General features: G+C 37.5%; 27 protein-coding genes and 1 riboswitch. Of the genes, 13 read left to right on the forward strand and 14 right to left on the reverse strand.

Annotated elements, in window-relative coordinates; genetic code table 11:
- Positions 1-17 precede the first annotated feature (17 nt).
- Positions 18-1,259, reverse strand: a complete 1,242-nt coding sequence (locus ACNQFZ_RS01550; RefSeq protein WP_458413612.1) for an MFS transporter — start codon at positions 1,257-1,259, stop codon at positions 18-20.
- Between the two features lie 253 nt (positions 1,260-1,512).
- A riboswitch (Lysine riboswitch) is annotated at positions 1,513-1,693 on the forward strand.
- A 104-nt stretch (positions 1,694-1,797) separates the two neighbouring features.
- On the opposite strand from ACNQFZ_RS01550, the gene dapA reads away from it, so the two are divergent.
- The gene (gene dapA / locus ACNQFZ_RS01555; RefSeq protein ID WP_458413613.1) at positions 1,798-2,697 is read left to right on the forward strand and encodes a 4-hydroxy-tetrahydrodipicolinate synthase; all 900 of its coding nucleotides are present in this window, start codon (positions 1,798-1,800) and stop codon (positions 2,695-2,697) included.
- 85 nt (positions 2,698-2,782) lie between these two features.
- A complete protein-coding gene (locus tag ACNQFZ_RS01560; protein WP_458413614.1) occupies positions 2,783-3,127 on the forward strand; it encodes a hypothetical protein in 345 nt (114 codons plus the stop codon).
- A gap of 57 nt (positions 3,128-3,184) precedes the next feature.
- Here ACNQFZ_RS01560 and ACNQFZ_RS01565 read toward each other — a convergent pair whose 3' ends face one another.
- The 5 genes from ACNQFZ_RS01565 to ACNQFZ_RS01585 all read right to left on the reverse strand — a co-directional run bounded on the left by ACNQFZ_RS01565 (position 3,185) and on the right by ACNQFZ_RS01585 (position 5,909).
- Positions 3,185-3,664, reverse strand: coding sequence for a GNAT family N-acetyltransferase (locus tag ACNQFZ_RS01565; protein ID WP_458413615.1), 480 nt, complete (start codon positions 3,662-3,664; stop codon positions 3,185-3,187).
- A 205-nt stretch (positions 3,665-3,869) separates the two neighbouring features.
- Positions 3,870-3,992, reverse strand: a complete 123-nt coding sequence (locus ACNQFZ_RS01570; protein WP_458413616.1) for a hypothetical protein — start codon at positions 3,990-3,992, stop codon at positions 3,870-3,872.
- Positions 3,993-4,055: 63 nt separating this feature from the next.
- On the reverse strand, positions 4,056-4,877 hold the full coding sequence (locus ACNQFZ_RS01575; RefSeq protein WP_458413617.1) for a serine/threonine protein kinase: 822 nt from the start codon (positions 4,875-4,877) through the stop codon (positions 4,056-4,058).
- A 10-nt stretch (positions 4,878-4,887) separates the two neighbouring features.
- Entirely contained in the window at positions 4,888-5,067 is a 180-nt protein-coding gene (locus ACNQFZ_RS01580) for a hypothetical protein (RefSeq protein WP_458413618.1), read from the reverse strand.
- A 71-nt stretch (positions 5,068-5,138) separates the two neighbouring features.
- The gene (locus ACNQFZ_RS01585; RefSeq protein ID WP_458413619.1) at positions 5,139-5,909 is read right to left on the reverse strand and encodes a sporulation protein; all 771 of its coding nucleotides are present in this window, start codon (positions 5,907-5,909) and stop codon (positions 5,139-5,141) included.
- Between the two features lie 148 nt (positions 5,910-6,057).
- Between ACNQFZ_RS01585 and ACNQFZ_RS01590 the strand changes: the two genes are divergently transcribed.
- Both ACNQFZ_RS01590 and ACNQFZ_RS01595 read left to right on the forward strand, forming a co-directional pair.
- Positions 6,058-6,336 carry a ubiquitin-like small modifier protein 1 gene (locus tag ACNQFZ_RS01590; RefSeq protein ID WP_458413620.1) on the forward strand — a complete coding sequence of 93 codons (279 nt, stop codon included), beginning with the start codon at positions 6,058-6,060 and terminating at the stop codon, positions 6,334-6,336.
- Between the two features lie 3 nt (positions 6,337-6,339).
- The gene (locus ACNQFZ_RS01595) at positions 6,340-6,612 is read left to right on the forward strand and encodes a hypothetical protein (protein WP_458413621.1); all 273 of its coding nucleotides are present in this window, start codon (positions 6,340-6,342) and stop codon (positions 6,610-6,612) included.
- Between the two features lie 74 nt (positions 6,613-6,686).
- Here the strand turns inward: ACNQFZ_RS01595 and ACNQFZ_RS01600 are convergent, their stop codons facing one another.
- Positions 6,687-8,495 (reverse strand): aldehyde ferredoxin oxidoreductase family protein, encoded by a 1,809-nt coding sequence (locus tag ACNQFZ_RS01600; RefSeq protein ID WP_458413622.1) that lies wholly within the window; start codon positions 8,493-8,495, stop codon positions 6,687-6,689.
- Between the two features lie 161 nt (positions 8,496-8,656).
- Here ACNQFZ_RS01600 and ACNQFZ_RS01605 point away from each other — a divergent pair, with 161 nt between their 5' ends.
- A complete protein-coding gene (locus tag ACNQFZ_RS01605) occupies positions 8,657-9,691 on the forward strand; it encodes a ThiF family adenylyltransferase (RefSeq protein WP_458413623.1) in 1,035 nt (344 codons plus the stop codon).
- 13 nt (positions 9,692-9,704) lie between these two features.
- Here ACNQFZ_RS01605 and ACNQFZ_RS01610 read toward each other — a convergent pair whose 3' ends face one another.
- A complete protein-coding gene (locus tag ACNQFZ_RS01610) occupies positions 9,705-11,162 on the reverse strand; it encodes a D-alanyl-D-alanine carboxypeptidase family protein (protein WP_458413624.1) in 1,458 nt (485 codons plus the stop codon).
- 145 nt (positions 11,163-11,307) lie between these two features.
- On the opposite strand from ACNQFZ_RS01610, the gene ACNQFZ_RS01615 reads away from it, so the two are divergent.
- From ACNQFZ_RS01615 to ACNQFZ_RS01625, 3 genes are all read left to right on the forward strand, one after another.
- The gene (locus tag ACNQFZ_RS01615; RefSeq protein ID WP_458413625.1) at positions 11,308-11,751 is read left to right on the forward strand and encodes a disulfide oxidoreductase; all 444 of its coding nucleotides are present in this window, start codon (positions 11,308-11,310) and stop codon (positions 11,749-11,751) included.
- Positions 11,748-12,215: a thioredoxin family protein gene (locus tag ACNQFZ_RS01620; protein WP_458413626.1), complete on the forward strand. Its 468-nt coding sequence runs from the start codon at positions 11,748-11,750 to the stop codon at positions 12,213-12,215. Before ACNQFZ_RS01615 ends, ACNQFZ_RS01620 begins: the two co-directional genes overlap by 4 nt.
- A 182-nt stretch (positions 12,216-12,397) precedes the next feature.
- Positions 12,398-13,015, forward strand: coding sequence for a YitT family protein (locus tag ACNQFZ_RS01625; RefSeq protein WP_458413627.1), 618 nt, complete (start codon positions 12,398-12,400; stop codon positions 13,013-13,015).
- Positions 13,016-13,059: 44 nt separating this feature from the next.
- Here the strand turns inward: ACNQFZ_RS01625 and ACNQFZ_RS01630 are convergent, their stop codons facing one another.
- From ACNQFZ_RS01630 to ACNQFZ_RS01640, 3 genes are read right to left on the reverse strand one after another with little or no spacing between them, the layout of a single operon-like run.
- Entirely contained in the window at positions 13,060-13,761 is a 702-nt protein-coding gene (locus ACNQFZ_RS01630) for a phosphoadenylyl-sulfate reductase (protein WP_458413628.1), read from the reverse strand.
- Between the two features lie 59 nt (positions 13,762-13,820).
- Positions 13,821-14,369: a histidine phosphatase family protein gene (locus ACNQFZ_RS01635; protein ID WP_458413629.1), complete on the reverse strand. Its 549-nt coding sequence runs from the start codon at positions 14,367-14,369 to the stop codon at positions 13,821-13,823.
- A gap of 47 nt (positions 14,370-14,416) precedes the next feature.
- A complete protein-coding gene (locus tag ACNQFZ_RS01640; RefSeq protein ID WP_458413630.1) occupies positions 14,417-15,193 on the reverse strand; it encodes a phosphosulfolactate synthase in 777 nt (258 codons plus the stop codon).
- 190 nt (positions 15,194-15,383) lie between these two features.
- On the opposite strand from ACNQFZ_RS01640, the gene ACNQFZ_RS01645 reads away from it, so the two are divergent.
- On the forward strand, positions 15,384-16,613 hold the full coding sequence (locus tag ACNQFZ_RS01645) for an MFS transporter (protein ID WP_458415275.1): 1,230 nt from the start codon (positions 15,384-15,386) through the stop codon (positions 16,611-16,613).
- 21 nt (positions 16,614-16,634) lie between these two features.
- A complete protein-coding gene (locus ACNQFZ_RS01650; RefSeq protein WP_458413631.1) occupies positions 16,635-16,916 on the forward strand; it encodes a hypothetical protein in 282 nt (93 codons plus the stop codon).
- A 32-nt stretch (positions 16,917-16,948) separates the two neighbouring features.
- On the opposite strand, the gene ACNQFZ_RS01655 is transcribed toward ACNQFZ_RS01650, so the two are convergent.
- Together ACNQFZ_RS01655 and ACNQFZ_RS01660 are read right to left on the reverse strand one after the other, a co-directional pair.
- Complete coding sequence (locus tag ACNQFZ_RS01655) at positions 16,949-17,107, reverse strand: hypothetical protein (RefSeq protein WP_458413632.1); 159 nt, start codon at positions 17,105-17,107, stop codon at positions 16,949-16,951.
- Positions 17,108-17,234: 127 nt separating this feature from the next.
- Positions 17,235-17,435: a DUF4025 domain-containing protein gene (locus ACNQFZ_RS01660; protein ID WP_458413633.1), complete on the reverse strand. Its 201-nt coding sequence runs from the start codon at positions 17,433-17,435 to the stop codon at positions 17,235-17,237.
- 174 nt (positions 17,436-17,609) lie between these two features.
- Between ACNQFZ_RS01660 and ACNQFZ_RS01665 the strand changes: the two genes are divergently transcribed.
- Positions 17,610-18,359 (forward strand): class I SAM-dependent methyltransferase, encoded by a 750-nt coding sequence (locus tag ACNQFZ_RS01665; RefSeq protein ID WP_458413634.1) that lies wholly within the window; start codon positions 17,610-17,612, stop codon positions 18,357-18,359.
- Between the two features lie 12 nt (positions 18,360-18,371).
- Here the strand turns inward: ACNQFZ_RS01665 and ACNQFZ_RS01670 are convergent, their stop codons facing one another.
- Positions 18,372-18,542 (reverse strand): YozD family protein, encoded by a 171-nt coding sequence (locus tag ACNQFZ_RS01670; RefSeq protein WP_458413635.1) that lies wholly within the window; start codon positions 18,540-18,542, stop codon positions 18,372-18,374.
- 252 nt (positions 18,543-18,794) lie between these two features.
- Between ACNQFZ_RS01670 and ACNQFZ_RS01675 the strand changes: the two genes are divergently transcribed.
- Together ACNQFZ_RS01675 and ACNQFZ_RS01680 are read left to right on the forward strand one after the other, a co-directional pair.
- Complete coding sequence (locus tag ACNQFZ_RS01675; protein WP_458413636.1) at positions 18,795-20,048, forward strand: FAD-dependent oxidoreductase; 1,254 nt, start codon at positions 18,795-18,797, stop codon at positions 20,046-20,048.
- A gap of 113 nt (positions 20,049-20,161) precedes the next feature.
- Positions 20,162-20,653: a peroxiredoxin gene (locus ACNQFZ_RS01680; RefSeq protein ID WP_458413637.1), complete on the forward strand. Its 492-nt coding sequence runs from the start codon at positions 20,162-20,164 to the stop codon at positions 20,651-20,653.
- The last annotated feature ends 57 nt before the right edge of the window (positions 20,654-20,710 follow it).

Raw genomic sequence — 20,710 nt, forward strand, 5'->3', positions numbered from 1 at the left:
GTAGCCAGACAGCTTTTTTATACTTGTTGTTCGTGCAATTTCTTTATTTTCTTTTCATTTGGCAACCATGCTGTGAGTACACCTAACAAAGGTAAAAAGCTGGCATAAACTAATGTTGTCGAAATGCCAATGCGATCCCCGAGCCATCCTAATACGATGGACCCGATGGCACCAAGACCGAATGAAAGACCGATAATCATGCCAGATACCATTCCAATCCGCCCAGGTAATAATTCATGGGCGTAGACCACGGATACGGAAAAACTACATAGCAGAATAAATCCAATGATTGTTATGAGCACCATTGAAAGTAGCCTGCCTGCATAGGGAAGCCAGATGCAAAGCGGCGCCGCAGCAACCATTGAAAAGAACAAAACATTTTTCATGCCGATTTTGTCGGCTATTGGCCCTCCCAAAAAGGTCCCGGCAGCACCGGCAGCCAGAAATAAAAAGATATAGAGTTGGGCCGCGTCAATATTTAGTCCGAATGCTTCAATCACATGAAACGAGAAATAGTTTGTAATGGCAGCATGATAAAATTGTCTGACAAACACCAAAAATACGAGCAGCAAGAATGCTATTTTTATAGACTTTCCAACCGGAACTGCTTCATTCGCGGCACTTCTTTTCTTATTATTCGTACCAATTGTCAGCTGCGTGCCGTACCATTTTGAAATGTAGATTAAGATCATTACCGCTAGAAAAGCGACAAGTGTAAACCATATCGCCCCAATTTGCCCAAGCGGAACTAAAAGTAATGCAGTAATGATGGGCGCTAATGATTGGCCGGCATTCCCACCCACCTGAAAAACCGATTGCCCAAAGCCTTTCTTGATCCCAGATGCCATATGGGCAACCTTGGAAGCCTCTGGATGGAATGTAGCCGAGCCGATTCCTAACAGCGCAACTGATAACAAGATGATACTGTAGGTAGGTGCCAAAGCGAGACCAAGCATTCCTAATAAAGAAAATGTCAAGCCGATTGGCAATAGCTTTGGTCTTGGGTGTTTATCGGAATACGCCCCGATTACTGGCTGCATTACAGAAGCCGTCATATTGGCACAAAAGGCAATTAGCCCAAGCTGTGTGAAGTTAAATCCTAAGGACTTTGCAAGGATTGGAAACATCGCAGGAACAACAGCTTGAATGGAATCATTTAATAAATGAACGAAGCCGATGATAAATAAAACATGATAAACCGTATGATTTTCTAACGTTTGTCGTGGAGCTATCGGAAGCCCTTTCGTTTGTGCATTCACGCGGGATTCACCTCACCCTTTCCCTTTCTCTTCAATTCGTAATTACTTATAATGAAATCCCTGAAATTATTTTTCTATTTTATCATGTTTCTTTATTTTTACCACTTTTTAGATTAGCAACTAGAAAATATCATTCTTCCCCATTTTGGCTACCTTTTTAAAAAGTTTTAACAAATTTTAGCTTATCCATTGAAAAAGTGCCCAATTTCTGTTAAAGTACAATAAAATCATTAAAATTACTTCAATTAAAATTGAAGTGAGTAGAGGCGCGAAAACCATTAGTATGCAATGGGAGGATAATGAGGTCCTGTGATCATTGCTGAAAGGGGAATTCGCCGAAGTGATGGGAGGCTCATTTTTCCCAAAACTGGTCGTGTATCGAATAGGTGCAGGATTGTCATATAGCTAGGGCTGTATGGAGGGCTATCTCACGCATAGGAATCTTAGTTTTTACATTTTCCGTGCAGCAACGATAGCTTTCGTTGTTGCATTTTTATTTTGCAAAATATTTTCAAAAATTGAAATGAGGGCGAACAAGATGAATTTCGGGCGAATTTTAACGGCAATGGTAACTCCATTTAATGAAAAAGGCGAAGTGGATTTCGACAAAGTTAATGAATTAGTGAATTATTTAATCGCAAATGGAACAGAAGGAATTGTTGTTGCGGGTACAACTGGTGAATCCCCTACCCTATCGTCTGACGAAAAGGTTGATCTATTTAAACGAGTGGTGGAAGTTGTGAATGGACGTGTACCGGTACTCGCTGGTACAGGATCTAACAACACTAGAGGATCTATCGAATTAACGAAAAGAGCAGAAGCGGCTGGCGTAAACGGCATTATGCTTGTAGTTCCTTACTATAATAAACCTTCACAGGAAGGACTTTATCAGCATTTCAAAACAATCGCTGAAGCAACTCAGTTACCTGTTATGCTATATAACATCCCAGGGCGCACTTCAGTCAATATGGCACCAGAAACGATTATCCGCCTGTCTAAAATTAAAAATATCGTCTGTGTCAAAGAGGCAAGCGGAAGCTTGGATGCAATGGCAAAAATCATCGAAGAAACAGATGACAGCTTCAGCTTATACAGCGGTGATGACGGCATTGCTTTACCAGTACTTGCAATTGGCGGTGCGGGTGTTGTCTCTGTAGCAGCACATGTTATCGGTAATGAAATGCAAGAAATGGTGCAGGCCTTTGATAAAGGAGATTTAAAAGAAGCGGCTTCCCTTCATAGAAAACTATTGCCAATGATGAAGGCATTATTTGCAGCACCAAGCCCGGCACCTGTTAAAGCCGCACTTCAATTAAAAGGATTAGACACAGGCTCATTAAGACTCCCACTTCTTCCTTTAAATGAGGTGGAACGCGAAACATTGAAAAAGGCGTTACAACCAATTTTAGGACAAGAAAAAGTAACTGTTAAAATGTAATAGCATCTAAATGAAAGAAATCTTATAATACTAATATAAGATTTCTTTTTTGTTTACTTAAACTAATAGACAGGTGATTCTTTTTATGTTGGATGATAGTGGCAGGACTAAACGAGTCAATTTAATTTATTTAGAAAATGAGAAAATGAGGCGGGGGTTTTTAGTACTACAAAATAATAGGAAGGAAAAAGAAGCCTTTCCAAACGAGCTGATTCTTATACAAGCCTATAAGAATAGACTGATGATTGAAATAAAAATCAAACAGCATGAAAACGAACAGGCAACTCTTCGGGGACGTGTTTTTAATATCGACAGAAAGAATAAAAAGGTCCTTTTAATTCATGGTACTACTAGCCATACAAAATTATGTATACCTATTCCGTTTGCTCAAATTATTAGTGTGAAAATTATCCATACAAAGCCACAATGATAATGAAACAAAAAAGCGCAATTTTCCTCCAAGCTTAATGAGGAAAACGCGCTTTTTTTATACTGCATGACATGAAAGATACGTATTAAATACTTTTGTCTTTTTAAATACTTCCCACTCATGAAATATATCCAGCCCATCACCGGAATAACCCATGATTTCAAAATGATATTTATCTGTATAGACATGTTTAAACCCATGCTTTTTCCAGAATGGTTGTGATTCATTCCAGGCATCTAAGTATATCGTAAAATGATGTTGATTTGCATAATCTAAAATTTTCTTTAAAATTTGGCTGCCCAAGCCAGATCTTCGTTTATTTTTTGGGAAACGAAGCAATCCGATAAAAAGCACCTTTTCGTCCTCATCAAAAAATACATCAAGGACAACGTTATCACAACCAAAACCGGCATCACACATCATTTCATCAATACGAAACAAGAAACGGCCTTCATGCTCCATAAAACGTGCATCTAAATCATTTTCTTTCAGCAGAGATAAAATTGAATTCAACGTATTTTTAAAACCAACCAACATTGTCTCCACCTCCACCCCTATAATAACATGTCATAAGTTGTCTTCTCTCTATAAAATATGGCTATAACTGAACATTTTGTGAATTTTGGCAAAAAGTAGCATATTCTTGGATTTATCCAGAAAAAAAAAGGACTGCCTAGTATCAGCACTACATCCATAAATGATTTTTATGGATTGCAGTGACTGACACTTTAAGGCAGTCCTTTTATCGTTTTCTACCTGTGGCAGAATATTCTTTCCCATGTGCTATTTCTTTTGCTTGAACAACATCATCAGGAGTGTGGTTATTTTTCTTTTCCCTTAAGCTATTGCGGTCCTTTTTGCCCATTGTAAATCCTCCCTTTCGTCTAGAATGAACATAACGTTTATAGTTTGGATTACAATGAAGTTTTCATTCATTTATATTAATGATTTTGTCAACATCGGCGATTACCTCATCCACTTCTGTATAGGGGAAATCCAGTTGTAAAAGCCTTCGTAAAACCAACCGTGCCCGCTTTGAAATTTGCAACTCCTCTTCCCAGCTCTGTTCTTTTTTTGAAAGCGGCGTGAAACTTGAATAAAGCAAAAATAGGACAAAATGGCCTAAGGCATAGAAATCACTTCGATAATGCAGCTCCCGTTTTAATCTTTTTTCAAAGTCATAGCCGTCCATATCAGAAGAAAGAACTTGCGATTTTTCTTCCATTAAACGTGCTAAGCCAAAATCGACAATATAAATGGTACCATCTTTCACCATGATATTCGGTATTCTTAAATCACGATGTATCACTTTTTGCTTATGAATATAGGAAACAATATCGAGTACATCACGTAGGATTAAAAATGCATCAATTTCATGATAAACAACACCGTCATGGAAAATTAACTCTTCAAATGTTTTACCATTGATATAGTCCATAGTAAAAAAATGATGACCCAGATCAGTAAAGCTTTCGCCAAATGCGGGGATTTGGGGATGACTCAAAAAAGACAATATTTCCTTCTCATATTGAAATGAACGCTGCACCTTCTCCATTTTCTTACGTGAAGGTTTCATTTGTTTTAGGACACATTCACGATTAAGCTGATGATCTTTCGCAACATAGGTTATGCCGTAACTTCCCATGCCAAGAACATCGACAATTTCATAGCGATTATGAAGAAACGTCTCCCGTTTAAAAGGACGATCTAAGATTAATGATCTTACATTTTGAATGAAAAAATGATTCATATTCTAATCTTTAACTACTAAAAAAGCTTGAGAAAAAGCTCCCGCTTTTATGCTTGCGCTTATAGTGGTTATGTCCATAACTAGAATGGCCGTTGTAGCCATGATTTTTATAACTATGTTTTTTATAATCGCTGCTACTATAGTGGCGGTGATTGGCATTTAACAATGATTTAATAATTTTCTTTAACATTAGATCATCTCCCTTTTTCGAAATTTATAACTACTTGTATATACGATAAAGATTTGTACAAGGTTTCATTCTTAGGAATGTTTCCTTAAAATTTGTAGGATTTTTTCCTTTATATTTTGGCTGTCACCTTTTGTAATTGTTAATCGTAAATGTGTTTCATCAAGATTTAACATTTCGGAAAGTAAACTACCTAAACCTGTCGGGCGCCGGTCTACTTGGAGCAGAATTTCAAGATGATCCTCACTTGTCTCAAGAAAAACAATCTCCAGTTCATCAAGACGACCTCTAAACTCCCCTTTTGTCGCTACGAATTCAAATTCTTGCACAAATGGCAATCTGCGTCTAAGATGATATGGTGCGGCCTCACAATCAACCTCGCGTAAACGAAAACCAAGATCTGTTATCGAATGTATTAATTGATTCATTAGAGCTGACGGATGGACATCCATATAATCACGATCAGATGGATCTATCGCATTTTTAATATCCAATCCAGTTTCCACCCATACTCGTGTTTTCCCGTAAGAAACAGGCGTATCTATTGGCAGAATAAAAGAAAATGGGACCTCTTTCTTTTCATTTGCACCGATTGTAAATTTATCAGTTAAGCGAAATTTGCCGATGATACATTCTTCTTTGATTTTCTTATCATCACGTTCTCTTTCATATCTTGTTATCAATTTCAAATAAATCTCGTCAATTTCTTGTTCAATTTTTCCACCTTGTATTACGACTTTTCCGCTTACTTCATCTCCAGCAATCAGTCTATCATTATTTAAAATCGTGTCCACCTTCGCTGCGCCAATCCCAACACTGGCAAGTATTTTATCAAAAAAAGACATTATAATTCCTCCCCCTTATGTTTAATTTCTTCCCATATCATAACAGTATTGGATGGTTTATGAAAAGATGATACCGATTTTTAACAAAGGAGTGTGAATATTTTGTTAAGTTGCCCTTTTATATTAAAATGAAAGCAGGAGGGATACGATGAGAATCAAAGTGAAAGTGTTTGCAAATTTACGGGAAATTTGCAACTCAAGTGTTGTTGAAGTAGAGGTAGATTCACTAGTAGTTATTGATATTTTAGAAGAATTAGTAAAAATGTTTCCAGCGTTGAATGATGAAATTTTCACCGAAGAAAAAACATTAAAATCATTTGTTCATGTTTTTATTAACGGTCATAATATCATTCATAAAGACGGCTTATTAACAAAAATAAAGCCCGATGATCAATTTGCCTTATTTCCTCCCGTAGCTGGTGGATGAGAAATGGTTCAGATTCAATTGGAATTTAGAGGAATTCGTTTTGAGCATTTAGTTGACTATTTCAAGGAACTTGGCGGTATTCAAGAAACAGATTCATTCCCCATACACATAAAAGGAGATCGGTGGAATTGTTCTCTTCTTAAAGAGGAAGAAATAAAAATTACATCTTCTTTTCTCATCAATGCAGTAGAAATTCTATTTCAAGCGGAAACAGAGGAAATATTAGAAATCTTACTTAAAAACTTTCGTAAAAAAACGACAAGGATTGGCGGCTAAGTCAATCAATGGAATGTAAAAGTCTTGCACAGAGCACCTATGACCTGTGCAAGACTCTTCATTTTATTCTATAATCAGATAATCTCTAATTCTTTTAATTTTTCACCCGGAACGATGCCGTCTTTCCAACCGCGCACCTGATAATACTCGTCAAGCATAATGTCCATACGGCTGACAAGCCCAGCACTATTCCCTGATCCGCCCTCTTCTGTAAAACGTTTAGGCAAGAAATCATCTTCACGCTTATTAAAGCCGGCAAGATTGTTGTAATGGCGCTCAAGATTGTAAATTCTTTCCCCTATTTTCATCACATCATCTGCTGTGACTTCATTGCCTGTCATCGTACTATATTGTTCGGCATAATGCTCCGCATTTTCAGAGAAAGATGAGAATTTACAAATATTCATAGAATCAGAGAATGATAGTAGGTCTTGGAAAATCTTTAACAATTCGCCTTTGCCTTCTGGTTTTGTACGGTCCGTTGGCTCAGGTATACCGGCAATTTCACTGGCAACAGTGTAGCCGCGCAAATGGCATGCCCCTCGGTTACTTGTGGCGTATCCAAGGCCAATACCTTGTATTCCACGTGGGTCGTACGCAGGAATGGATTGACCTTTGACAGACATTGAAATTTCCGGCGCACCGAATGTAGCGGCAGCTCGTGCTGGTCCTTCAGCTAAAATAGCACCAATTCCTTGTTTGAAAGGTACTAGCTTGGCAATTTCAATCATCCGGTCGGCATCGCCCCAATCAAGCTTTTCTTCAATCAGACCCTTTTCATAAGCTTCCATTGTTACAGATAAGGCATGGCCCAACTCAATTGTATCCATACCATACTCATTACAGATGTCAATTAAGAATGCAATTGGCTCTTTATCTGCTAAACCGCAGTTTGACCCAAAAGCAAAGGCCGATTCAAATTCAAAGCTCTCCACTTTTACCTTATATTTACCGTCTTTCACTTCAACTTCCTTTTTGCACGCTACTGGACAAGCATGGCAGGCTGGTTCTGAAACGAGAATGGTATTGCGAATCGCCTCGCCGCTATGTTGCTCTGCACCGTCAAAATTCGAGAACTTCGAATTAGCGGTTGGTAATGCTCCAACTTCATTAATAATATTCATTAATACGTTTGTACCATAGAGCGATAAACCACCCTTGTTAGGGGCTGTTAAACCACCATCCATGATTGCTTTTGTTGCTTTTTTAGTCGCTTCCAAATATTTATCCTTTTGTTTCGGCTCAGGCATATTCCCTTTTTGTGCTGCTTTGATGACGATGGCTTTTAAATTCTTATAACCTGCAACTGCACCAGTCCCACCACGTCCGGCTGCACGGTCGCTTTCATTAATCCAAGCTGCAAATCGAACTTGATTTTCCCCGGCCTGACCGATGGTGATGACACTTAAATCGTCCTTGCCATATTGATTTTGGAAAGCCTTAATCGTTTCGCGGACACTTTTGCCCCAAACGCCACTTGCATCGCGAAGCTCTGCTTTACCATTTTCAATATATAGATAAACAGGCTTTGCACTTTTCCCTTTAAAAATAACGTTATCAACACCAGCCCATTTTAATCTTGCCGCAGACCACCCACCCATATGGGAGTCAGTAACCGTGCCAGTTAATGGTGACTTTGTAACAAAACATAAACGGCCACTCATCGTTGAGCGCGAACCTGTGACTGGACCGGTCATCAAACAAAGGATATTATCATCAGAAAGCGCTTCCACAACAGGACCATTATCATACACATATTTAACACCAAGGCCACGTCCACCAATATATTTTTTCGCCAATTCTTCATTGATTTCACGATATGAAACATGTCCTTGGGTTAAATCAACAACGACTTCCTTATTTTTAAATCCGCCTAAATTCATGCAAAACACCCCTTTATACATAAGTTGTTGAGAATAGAAAGGTTATTTTAAACAAAATGAAAAAAATTAACCTTTTACTCCACTATTTTGTTCCATATTATACTATAATAGTGGATAAATGCGTAGTATAAAATTCTAAAAATTTTGTGAAGGTGAACTATTTGGAATACGAAGACTTTGAAAGGTACTCTAGACAATCATTGTTTTCCGCGATTGGATATGATGGACAAAAGAAATTAGCTAAAAGCAGGATCGCCATTGTTGGAGCAGGCGCTTTAGGAACAGTGGTTGCCAATCACCTAACGAGAAGCGGCATCGGTTTCATTCGCATTATTGATCGTGATTTTGTTGAACAATCCAATTTACAAAGACAATCTTTATTTGATGAAAAGGATGCAAAAGAGAACACGCCAAAAGCGATTGGCGCTTATGAAAAATTGATAAAAATTAATTCTTCCATCGTAATTGAACCTGTTGTAACTGATATTCACGCTTGGAATGCGAAGGAATTGCTATCCGATGTAAACGTCATTATTGATGGGACCGATAATTTTCTAACCCGATATTTAATCAATGATATTTCCATTAAATATGGTATACCATGGGTCCATGGTGCCGCCGTTCGCTCTAGAGGAATGTTCGCCGTTTTTTCACCTAATTATGGCCCGTGTTATCGTTGCCTTTTCCCTACCCCACCCAAAGGGCAAACGGAAACTTGCGATATGGTAGGTGTTATTGCCCCGGTCACCCATATGGTCGCGAGTTTTCAGGCTGCAGAGGTCTTGAAAATTCTAGTCGGAGATGAAAAAAATAGAAATACGAATTTAGTACAGTTTGACCTTTGGTACAATGATGAATTGAAAATCGATATCACAAATAGTAAAAATCCAGTATGTCCTGCATGTGGTAAACATCAGTATGAATTTTTGGACGCAACCTTTCCGGGTAATGACTATACGACCCTCTGTGGCCGCCACGCTGTTCAAATTTCACCACAAGTGGACCAAAAGTTTAATTTAGAAAAAATGAAACAAAAGCTTGAAAAAATTGGACAGATTGAGCACAACCCCTTTTTACTAAAATGCCAGTTGGAGGACATTACCATTGTGTTATTCAATAATGGCAGGGTCATTATCCAAGGTACAGACGATATCACAAAAGCCAAAACGATTTATGCTAAATATGTTGGTTCGTAATCCAAGGCTATTATCACTTAAAATGATAGGCAAACATAAAAAGCTGCATCTTCCTAATGGAAGCAGCTGACAAGGCAACAAAATGATTTCGTTTATCCGCCTTTTCTTGTTGCTTCCTATAAGTTGTGTAGGAAGGCTCTATGATGAGTTCGTCCAACACAAATTTAGGTTTTATATCTATTTTCACATAAGCCCTATCAATTGACTTAGGCTCTATATCTGCAAGTATTTGTGTCACCAGAGATTGTGAAATATACGTTCTACCTTTGTAAACAAACAATTGGCCACAATCTGGAATGATTTCTTCATCAATTGCAAGCGAATGGTCAAAGGTGGAAACTTTTATGCTTTTTATTGTCTCTTTATCATAGTCCACCCTTTTCTGATAGGCGCGCAGCAGAAGTTTTCTTGTATCCATAAATCTACCAAGGGAATTCCCTTTTAAGGCGATGACAAAATAACGATGTCCATTCCGCTCGGCAACCGTTACTAATGTCCGCTTTGCCGCATCCGTATAACCTGTTTTTCCCCCGATGATTCCGTCCACATACAGACTAGAGTCTTTTAGAAAACTATTGGTAGTAGTCCACCGTCTAACAACATATTTTCCTTTTCTATTTTTATATTTTGCTTGATAGACTGGAGTCTTTATAATTTCCAAAAATTGAGGATTTTCACTTGCAGCCTTTAGAATTAATGCCAAATCATAAGGTGTTGTGTAGTGATCTGGATGATGATAACCATGGGGATTAACAAAATTTGAATGGGTAGCCCCCACTTCAATCGCTTTTTCATTCATCAGCTTCGCAAATTCTTCCTTTGACCCCGCAATGTGCTCAGCAATCGCTAGAGCGCAATCATTCCCGGAATAAAGCAGCATCCCGTAAAGAAGCTGTTCTAACGTAAGTTCATCTCCCGGTTGGACAAAAACTCTGCGGCTATCCCCAGGTAATTTATTAACATTCTCAGAAACAATGACTTTATCCTGTAAATTTCCGTGTTCCAGAGCAACCAAGGCCGTCAAAATCTTTGTCGTGCTTGCGGGATAAAATTTAGCATAGCCATTTTTTTCAAACATAATATTATTTTTATTGTCTTCCATAATCAGAACACCATTGGAAGACACATCTTCAGTAAATTTTATACTAGGTCTAAATTGGGATGGGTTTTTGGATTGTGTTTCTATCGATTGATCTGTTTGCGAAGAATTTTCAATCACTACATTTCCTGTTGCTTCATCGACATAAATATTTTTATCTAGACTTTTTGTGATTGCTTTTAAGGGTAAATAATGTTGCCCTTCAAACAAAATGATAGGTTCGGCAACCCGGACTTCTGCTCCCTCTTTTTCAATCAATAAATCTTTAAAAACAGCTTGACCCACTTTTTCTTCCGCGAAAACAGAAGGAGAAGCTATAAAAAATAACGCCACGATAGCAATCAAATGAAAATAAATCCTATAATATTTCATCAAGCTCACACACCTTACAGCAAAAATTAATATTGCTAGAATTGTATGAGCCTGTCCTAGTATTTATGCTTGAAACTTGAGAATGTTTACAAATACAGGTAAGATGTATATGGTTATGAATCTAATTTTAGCGGAGTTATACTTTATGGATAAAAAAAACAAACAACTTGAACATGTGCTTTTTTTAGCTTGGGCTGCATCACTGATTGCTACAATGGGTAGTCTTTACTTTTCAGAAATATTAAAATTAATACCATGTGACTTATGTTGGTTGCAACGAATTTTCATGTACCCTCTATCAATCATTTTAGCCATTGCTGTTGTTAGAAAAGATTACTTTATCTACCGATACGTGTTACCATTATCTATTATCGGAGGGCTTTTTTCTAGCTATCATTATTTAATACAAAAGGTTCCCGCATTAGCGGAACAGGCAAATACGTGCGGTGTTGTTCCCTGTACGGGCGAATACATAAATTGGCTTGGTTTTATCACTATACCATTTCTAGCATTGATTGCATTTAGTATAATTACAGTTGCAAACATTATTATTTTAGGGACACTTCATAAGAAAGGTGAAAAACAATGAAAAAAGTAATCGTCTTCGGGGTAATTGTAATTGCCATTTTTATCTTACTTGGTGCATTTTCAAGCATGCAAAATAAACAGGAAGAAGCGATAGGAAATCCATATAACAAAGAAACGCTCCACCCTGCCACAATTGAACAATTGAAGGATCCGAATTACCAAAATCTTATCTTGCCGGATGAGTTAAAAAAAATTTTGGAGGACAAAGGGTCTGCATTTATTTATTTTTATAGTCCGACCTGTGCCCATTGTAAAAGAACAACACCAGTGGTGGTTCCGATGGCAAAAGAGTTAGGAATCAATTTACAGTTGTTTAATCTACTTGAATTTGATGATGGATGGGATACATATAAAATTGAAGGGACACCAACGATTGTCCATTTTGTCGATGGAAAAGAAGTAGCTAGAATTGAAGGCGGCGTTGAAGCAGAACAATTTAAAAAGTGGTTTAATGAAAATAAATAAGGGGCTTCCGGCTTGTCCGGAGCCCCTTTTTGTATTTACTTCTTGCTTGATGATGGCGCCTCTTTCTTTTCAGCAGATTTCATACAAGGCTGGCCTGAAATCTGCAATAATAATACATAAATTAACGTTCATAAACATAAATATGGACAAAGACGACGTACATAAGAGAAAGTGGAATTATTATGAATAAACAACTAACAACTTATCTGCTTGTTTTTATCGGAGCCGTTTTGCAAGGGGTGGGAATGTCTTTATTTTTATTTCCCCATGATATTCCGTCCGGAGGTGCCGCAGGTCTTGCCATTTTAATCAATTATTTTTTCAGAATACCATTAGGCTTTGGACTTTGGCTTGTAAATTTCATTTTTTTATCGATCGCTTTGAAATATTTTGGTTACTCATGGACATTCAGAACCATGTTTGCTGTTACCATTACATCGATTACAGTGAGTGTTCTTACGACCTTTGCGGCAATTCCCCATCCCTACCTTCTATTAGACTTAACTTTAGGGAGTATCATTTTTGGGATAGGAGTTGGGCTTTTGATCCGAAATGGAGCATCAAGTGGTGGAATGGTTATTCCTGCTTTAATGATTTCTGAGTCATACCATATCCGACCGGGACGAGTGATGTTTTTCATAAATATTTCAATCTTTTTAATAACATCCATTGTGATAAACTGGAAAATTGTCATCTTTGCCGTTATGTGCCAATGGGTTTCAACAAAAATTATTGATTTTATTAATGAATTTGAGCTGCAGTCAGTAATATCACCATCTTTTGGTTGGCGCAAAAAATAAATTCCTACCTGATGCAGTAGGAATTTTTTTCATCACTATAATAATTAGCCTTCCTCCACATGAAGACCGCATTCGGTTTTTTGATGTTGCAGCCAGCGTCCAGCTCTTGAATCACCGCCCCCATGTACAGGATTCGTACATACCGAACAACCGATACTTGGATAGCCTTGGTCGTGCAGTTTATTGTATGGCAGTTCATGTAATGTAATATACATCCAAATTTCATCCCATTCCCAATGGATTAATGGACATATTTTTATTATTTTAAACTTATGATCAAGGTTAACGTATTCCACATTCGCTCTTGTCTCCGACTGGCTTCGACGCAATCCCGAAATCCATGCTTTATAGTTTTGTAATTCTTGTTTTAAAGGCTCGATTTTTCTTATGTGACAACATTTATTAGGATTCGTTTCCCATAATTTATCTCCATATTCACAAGCCTGTTCTCCTAAAGAAAAATTGGATTGAATAAAGTTGATTTGAAAATCAGGATACTTTTCCTTTACTTTCTCAATGATTTCATATGTTTCATTAAAATGAAGGCCGGTATCGATAAATGTAATCTTTGCATCGTACTTTACCTTGCTTATTAAATGAAGTAAAACAGCACTTTCGGCACCAAAGCTACAGGCATAAACAATAGCATCTCCATATTCTTGATAGGCCCATTTAAGGCAATCCATCGACTCTTTAAAAGAAACCGTTTGGATTGTTTCTTTGGAACAGGAATCGTACGTGAGCACTTCCTCCCCTCCTTCGCAATAAATTCATTCAGCTGAGCATTGACCGGAATTGAAATTTCTTAAATTTCCAATTGATGCAGGTTTTTGTTAAGACTCAAGTGGATTAATTGATTATTATGAATGTGCACTTGATTCATTTTTTGAATCGTACCAACACTAACTATCGAAAGTAAGCCGCGCATCCAAGACCCATGTCCAAATACAACAATTCGAGCATGATGATTATATTTATTAATAAATTGGATGATTCTTTTTTCAAAATCAACCATTCTCTCTCCTAATACGAGCGACCTCGGGTCATCTGTCCATTCCTTGACTTTTGTAATAACATTTCTTTCTTTGCCTTCATATTCTCCGAATTGCAATTCATTTAAGAGAGGATCGATTTTGGGACTTGTCACTCCATATTCAAAAGCCGTTTGTTGTGTTCTCATTAACCCGCTTGCAAGGATCAACTCCGGCTCAAAATCGATGATTATTTTTTTATTTTCTTGTATTATTTCGATATCCTCAATTGATAAAGGAAGTATGGAAATATCTTGAGACCCTTGGAAGATACCTAATTTATTCCATTGTGTTGGTAAATGTCTTATTAGTATGAGTTCCATTAGAATGCTCCCTTTTAAAAATATTAGCTATAGCTCATGAGGACAAATTATACGATTTGCGAGCGTGATTTCGATTCTGTTGGCATAAATAATGTTTCACTGCGCAAACCCACCCGTTCTGCTTCTAATAAAAGCACATCTTGTGGCTTTACATTTCCCAGATTCACATTCGGCCCAAATGTATTAATAAAAAACATTTGCTGTTTATTGGTCGGAGCTTCAAAAATAATCTTATTGATCTCAACCTGCTTTGAAAGCTCCTTTAGGATTGACTTTTTCACTTCCCCGTCCGGATTATAGATTCCTGCTGTCCCGGAATCACGGCCCTCGGTAATGACGTATTCACAACCAGCATCAAGAAGTGATTTCATTTCAAAGACCCAATTTTTGGCAGATAATTCATAATTTTGATCTTTCGAGCCTACCTCGCCGACAACGTGAAAATCAGCTTTCATTTCACTGACAATTTCTATTCTTTCATCTAACGGGATATCCAACGTTCCGTTGGAAACTTCAACCCATTCTATTCCAAGGTTTTGCATGAATTTTTTGTATTCATTTTGTTTACCTTGATAATAGCATTTTTCAAATAAGGTTCCACCACAGTAAACCTTTACCTTGTACTCTTTATATAAATTGATTTTTTCCTGTAAGTTTAGAGTAACATAGGCAGAACCAACACCTAGTTTTGCAACATCAATAAACGAATGATAATCCTCTAGGATATGACGCAACTGGCCAACCGGGATGCCGAAATCGGCGATGGATGTCAGTCCATACATGCGGTTTCCAGTTGTTCTTTTTGGCAAATCGAGAAAGTTCATAAGGGTATACGCCTCCTTTTTCTTTCTGTTTATGCTATTCAATTTTTGCCTAAAGGGTGATTCATGCCTTATAACAAAGGCATTAGTTTTTGAATAGTAACTATGCTTTTATCGAACAATAAAAAAGTCATGTTATTGTATAAAGTCAAAGGAGTTGTACAGTCACTTGTCCAAACAAAACAATTCATTTATGACTATTTTGGCAATTGGATCAATTCCGCTTATCTTAGTATTAGGTAACTCGATGTTAATTCCGATTTTGCCCAAAATGAAATCAGAACTTCATATTTCACAGTTTCAAGTAAGTTTAATTATTACTGCCTTTTCGATTGCAGCCGCTATTTCCATCCCAATCCTTGGGTATTTGTCGGACCGATATTCGAGAAAAGCCATTATTATCCCAGCCTTAATCGCTTATGGTACAGGTGGGTTATTAGCCGGTGCTGCTGCAGCCTGGTTTTCATCACCTTATATGTGGATGATGGTCGGTCGTGTACTTCAGGGCATCGGAGCTGCCGGAACTGCCCCAATCGCAATGGCTTTAACCGGTGACTTGTTTAAGGGTGGAAAGCAAAGCCGTGTGCTGGGACTAGTCGAGGCTTCCAATGGTTTTGGAAAAGTTGTCTCCCCTATCATCGGGTCCTTGTTGGCATTATTAGTTTGGTATGCGGCCTTTTTTGCATTTCCAGCCTTTTGTTTATTATCAATTTTACTGACGATTTTCTTCGTCCATGAAAAAAAGAAAAAAAAGGAGCCTCCTCCAGTTGGGCAATATATTAAAGGCCTATTTTCCGTATTCAAGCAAGAAGGGAGATGGCTCTTCACAGCATACTTGGCAGGAGCGACTTGTTTATTTACACTGTTTGGCATTTTATTTTATATCTCGGATGTACTTGAGAAAAAGTACAATACGGACGGTGTATTAAAAGGGGCGATACTCGCAATCCCACTTCTATTTATGACAATCACATCATATGTGACAGGCAGCAAAATTGGCAAAAAAATGCCGCTGATGAAAAAGTTAATTGTCATTGGGTTTATATTAATGACCATCTCTTTTGCAACGCTCGTATTTTTCGAAAAATTGGTTCCGTTCATTGCCATCCTGGTTTTCTCCAGCATTGGCACCGGCTTGGTTCTCCCTTGTGTGAACAGTTTCATCACCGGATCGGTAGAATCTTCACGAAGAGGCTTTGTAACCTCTTTATATGGGTCTGTAAGATTTTTAGGGGTTGCCATCGGGCCGCCTGTTTATGGTTGGTTAATGGACTGGTCAAGACGGGGCATGTTTCTTTCAACTGCCAGTTTAACACTTTTAGTTGGGCTTCTTTGTATGGTTTTGATTCATGTAAAAAGTGAAAATCCATCCAAGCAAATGGGCGGTACACTATTCAAACGACTTGAACTAAAAACGGAGTAAAATAAAAGGAGCGTATCTTCATTGCAAATCTACTTATCACCAGAAATGATAAAAAACGACTGTCAACTACTGAATATAGTCGATCAAAACAATAAACCCGTCGGCTTTCTGACATTTTTAATAGATGAGAAAAAACTATACGTTTTTGGACAGGCACAGGGCGGCGTGAAAGAGGATTTTAAAGATTTGGTCAAACCTTATATACAAGGAATGAAAAAAACAATACCTGAAGCCGAAATCTATTGCTACTTAATCATCGGCGGAGACAAGATTGACCTTAATCAAAATAATGAAGAAAATTAAAAGAGGTACATAAAGTACCTCTTTTTTGTTTATTAGGATGGATCATATTCATCATATGAAAGGATGGTTACTTTTGTTGTATTGCCTTTTTCAAGATCTTCTTTTGTTGCATCTAACTTTATCCCTTTTTCATCATCGATACCAGGTGCTACTGTTGCTTCATGGATGTTTTGATTATTTATTTTTTTCATAGATAATCCCCCATTTTAAAAAATATTTCTTGGGAAAGCGCAGGAATTGACATTCCGTGCTAATTGTGCCGAAGATTGTAAAATGGATTACTTCGCATATAATTTGCTTATGGTTTGTACAGAAATTCTAGCCCTCATTGCCTTTCTTAGGAATTTCCACATCCTGCCCATTTACATTATCTATTTTCGCATTCAGTGTGCCCTCTGTATACGCATCAGTGGCTTGTTCATGTGTAGTAGCCAATCCTGATGCAAGTTCATTTTTATTTGTATAGTCTCCTGGTTGATAATTTTTTTCAGCTAATTTAGAGCTGTCGTTTTTTTCCATTATCGAATTCCTCCTTTGTTTATTTAGAACAAATATAGTTTGTGTATTTGTCTTGAATGAATTCATACTTCAAAGTGAACTTATTCTTTTTATTTTTGTATTTTTAGGATTCACGCCTACTCTGCCAACATCATCTAAACATATGGTAAAGAAAGAATCAGAGGGAGTGGGGTCATGAAGACGTATAGTTACGTTGATTTTTTGGCTTATATGGGTATTGGAAGTGCACATCCGGGCGGTTTCGTCTTAACAGAAAAAATGATTAAAAATGAGAAGCTGAAGTCAGGCCATAAAGTATTAGATGTAGGCTGTGGAACTGGAATTACACCCGCTTACATTGCCAAGTATTATAACTGTGATGTCAGTGCCATTGATTTACATCCAGAGATGGTAAAAAAGGCTAAACGGCGTTTTCAAAGCGAAGGGTTACCCATTCATTTATATCAAGGAAATGCTGAACAGCTGCCTTTTGAAACAGAAACATTTGATTTTGTCCTAACTGAATCTGTTACTGCTTTTACGGATATCCATTCTTCTCTAAAGGAATATTTTCGGGTTTTGAAAAAAGATGGGGTCTTATTGATGTTGGAGATGACGGCCCTTGCGGATTTAACGGACCAGGAAAAAACGGAAATTAAAGAACTCTACGGCATAAATAAAGTTTTCGATCAAAAAGATTGGCATAACCAATTAACACAAATTGGCTTTCATCCGATTACAATCATTCACATCGGCAATCCCTTACAGCAAGCATCTTCGTCAGCAACAGGGGAAAATCAAGATTTTATGATCCCAATCTTTGAACCTTCCGAGCAAATTGATGCCTCCATTTATGAAGTGTGGTCAAAACATGAGTTATTGGTGTTAAAGTATGCAGCAAAATTAGGCTATTCTGTTTTTAGAGCGATTCGACCTGAAAATTAAGGATCGTTGGTGTTAATCAACTCCTTCATCGATTTCTTCAATAATACCGACGCTTAGTAAATAGTCAAAAGCAATATCTGCTATTAATAATGTTTCGTCTTCTGTTGGGATAAACCCGCTTTCAATTAATTTTTCATAAAAAAAGTTTGCAATATCATCCGAATCAATCATTATGTTTTTCATTTTGGACCCCTCCCTGAAAAATAGTAATAATTAACAGTACTATATATATATGGACGGAAACGGGTGGTTATGAAAAACAAAAATCGGCAAAAGATTTTATTTACTGAAATTAGTTGACAATCTCCTTTTTGTTATTTATAATTATTATAAATTAATAACAAATATAAATTAAAATCAACTCTAACAATTGATTGAAAAAATTTATTGTAGCAAACACTAGTAGTACAAATCTTTCAAAAAGGAGATTTACTAATGTCTAAAATTATTATATACAGTAGCACTGGTTGCCCATATTGCGAAAAAATGAAAAAAGAATTTAAAGAATGGGGCTTTGATTACGAGGAGCGGAATGTAACTGAAAACCCTGCGTATTTTGAAGATCTTCATAAAGAAGGGATGTTTTCTACACCAGTTGTATATATTGATGGTGAAGCATTTATCGGCTACCGCCCTAATAAGATGAAAAAAGCTTTGGGTATTACTGATGAAAAGATTGCAAAGGCGACACCTGCAACTGAACAAGCTTCAACCGACTTTTTCCAAGAACCAAAGAAAGAAATTTTTGATGAAGTTTATGATTTTGTAACCATCGGAGCTGGACCAGCTGGTGCTTCTGCAGCAGTATATGCTTCCCGTGCTCGCTTAAAAACATTAATAATCGATAAAGCGCCTGCTACAGGTACGCTTGCGATTACACATAAAATAGCAAACTATCCTGGGGTTCCTGAGGAGCTTACAGGTCAAGACCTTCTTAAGAGAATGCATATACAAGCCCATAATTTTGGTACTACTTTTGTACGTGCCAATGTACTTGGTGTTGATTTTTCAAATGAAGAGGTAAAACTTCTGGAACTTCCTGAAGGGACAATTAAAGCAAAAAGCGTCTTTATTGCAGTAGGTGCAAAGGCTCCCGGCAGCAAAATTAAAGGTGAAGAAGAATTTACAGGACGTGGCGTAAGCTATTGTTCAACCTGCGATGCTGCTTTCTTTAAGGATCGTGTTGTTGGTGTAGTTGGAGATACTGAAGAAGCTGTTCATGAATCCATGGCATTGGCTAAGTTTGCTAAAGAAGTGATGCTGTTTGTACCGACAAATAGGCTAAAAGGCGATGCAAATACAGGTGAACTGGAAAAATTAGGGAATGTAAAAATCTACTGGAATCACCGTTTAAAAGAGATTCAGGGCAATAAAAAGGTAGAAAAACTCATCATTCGTGATGCTGACAAGAATGAGGCAGAATGGTCAGTTGATGGCGTCTTCCTTTATCTTGCCGGATTAAAGCCTGGCACAGATTTCTTGAAAGATGCAGTAAAGTGCGATGATGAAGGTTATGTCATTGTTGATGAAGCTCTTCATACTAGCGTTGACGGCGTATTTGCCGGTGGTGATGCGCGCCGCACACTTATTAAACAAGCAGTTATCTCCGCTGCAGATGGCTGTATCGCAGCACTTGGTGCGGATCAGCATGTAAACAAGCGAAAAATGATGAAAGCGCAGTATAGCTAATAATTTTTATACAAAATAGGTTTAATATAAACTTATTGTGGTAATTACTAAATGGGGACAATTCCCTTTTAGTTAATTATATAAAAAATTTATCTTTAAAAGGAGGAATTACTGTGCCAAAAGGAGCAACTGAAACAAAAACGCTCAAAGTTGGAGATCAAGCTCCAGACTTTACACTTAAAGCACACGGCAACCGCGAAGTTACTCTTTCTGACTACCGCGGCAAGAAAAATGTATTTATTGCATTCTATCCTTTAGATTGGACACCTGTCTGAGGCGCGCAAATGCCTTCATACGAGGATGCTCTCGATGAATTTGAAGGCTTAAATACCCAAGTTTTGGGTATTAGCGTTGATAGTGTACCAAGCCATGAAGCATGGCAAAAATCTGTAGGCGGCATTTCTTACCCACTTCTATCTGACTTCTACCCACAAGGTAAAGTTACTGATTTATACGGAGTGCGTAATGAAGGCGGAATGAGCGAACGCGCATTGTTTGTTATTGATAAAGAAGGTATCATTCAATTTATTGATGTACATCCAATTGGCGAGCTTCCTGACAATGAGGAAATTTTTGAGGTCCTAAGAAAGCTTGAAAATAAATAAGGTCATTATATAATGACCATAACAAAAAACCCTCTACACAATGGACAAGCTCATTTG

The sequence above is a fragment of the Schinkia acidoalkalinis genome, assembly GCF_054301215.1.

Bases quoted from the DNA above. Each gene is read 5' to 3' on its own strand.
- ACNQFZ_RS01560 (WP_458413614.1), top strand. From the start codon at position 2,783: ATGTTGGATGATAGTGGCAGGACTAAACGAGTCAATTTAATTTATTTA.
- ACNQFZ_RS01600 (WP_458413622.1), bottom strand. From the start codon at position 8,495: ATGAATTTAGGCGGATTTAAAAATAAGGAAGTCGTTGTTGATTTAACC.
- ACNQFZ_RS01655 (WP_458413632.1), bottom strand. From the start codon at position 17,107: ATGAAAAAAATAAATAATCAAAACATCCATGAAGCAACAGTAGCACCT.
- dapA (WP_458413613.1), top strand. From the start codon at position 1,798: ATGAATTTCGGGCGAATTTTAACGGCAATGGTAACTCCATTTAATGAA.
- ACNQFZ_RS01580 (WP_458413618.1), bottom strand. From the start codon at position 5,067: ATGTTAAAGAAAATTATTAAATCATTGTTAAATGCCAATCACCGCCAC.
- ACNQFZ_RS01590 (WP_458413620.1), top strand. From the start codon at position 6,058: ATGAGAATCAAAGTGAAAGTGTTTGCAAATTTACGGGAAATTTGCAAC.
- ACNQFZ_RS01675 (WP_458413636.1), top strand. From the start codon at position 18,795: ATGTCTAAAATTATTATATACAGTAGCACTGGTTGCCCATATTGCGAA.
- ACNQFZ_RS01595 (WP_458413621.1), top strand. From the start codon at position 6,340: ATGGTTCAGATTCAATTGGAATTTAGAGGAATTCGTTTTGAGCATTTA.
- ACNQFZ_RS01575 (WP_458413617.1), bottom strand. From the start codon at position 4,877: ATGAATCATTTTTTCATTCAAAATGTAAGATCATTAATCTTAGATCGT.
- ACNQFZ_RS01620 (WP_458413626.1), top strand. From the start codon at position 11,748: ATGAAAAAAGTAATCGTCTTCGGGGTAATTGTAATTGCCATTTTTATC.
- ACNQFZ_RS01615 (WP_458413625.1), top strand. From the start codon at position 11,308: ATGGATAAAAAAAACAAACAACTTGAACATGTGCTTTTTTTAGCTTGG.
- ACNQFZ_RS01610 (WP_458413624.1), bottom strand. From the start codon at position 11,162: ATGAAATATTATAGGATTTATTTTCATTTGATTGCTATCGTGGCGTTA.
- ACNQFZ_RS01670 (WP_458413635.1), bottom strand. From the start codon at position 18,542: ATGAAAAACATAATGATTGATTCGGATGATATTGCAAACTTTTTTTAT.
- ACNQFZ_RS01585 (WP_458413619.1), bottom strand. From the start codon at position 5,909: ATGTCTTTTTTTGATAAAATACTTGCCAGTGTTGGGATTGGCGCAGCG.
- ACNQFZ_RS01640 (WP_458413630.1), bottom strand. From the start codon at position 15,193: ATGAACTTTCTCGATTTGCCAAAAAGAACAACTGGAAACCGCATGTAT.
- ACNQFZ_RS01665 (WP_458413634.1), top strand. From the start codon at position 17,610: ATGAAGACGTATAGTTACGTTGATTTTTTGGCTTATATGGGTATTGGA.
- ACNQFZ_RS01660 (WP_458413633.1), bottom strand. From the start codon at position 17,435: ATGGAAAAAAACGACAGCTCTAAATTAGCTGAAAAAAATTATCAACCA.
- ACNQFZ_RS01625 (WP_458413627.1), top strand. From the start codon at position 12,398: ATGAATAAACAACTAACAACTTATCTGCTTGTTTTTATCGGAGCCGTT.
- ACNQFZ_RS01645 (WP_458415275.1), top strand. From the start codon at position 15,384: ATGACTATTTTGGCAATTGGATCAATTCCGCTTATCTTAGTATTAGGT.
- ACNQFZ_RS01570 (WP_458413616.1), bottom strand. From the start codon at position 3,992: ATGGGCAAAAAGGACCGCAATAGCTTAAGGGAAAAGAAAAATAACCAC.
- ACNQFZ_RS01565 (WP_458413615.1), bottom strand. From the start codon at position 3,664: ATGTTGGTTGGTTTTAAAAATACGTTGAATTCAATTTTATCTCTGCTG.
- ACNQFZ_RS01635 (WP_458413629.1), bottom strand. From the start codon at position 14,369: ATGGAACTCATACTAATAAGACATTTACCAACACAATGGAATAAATTA.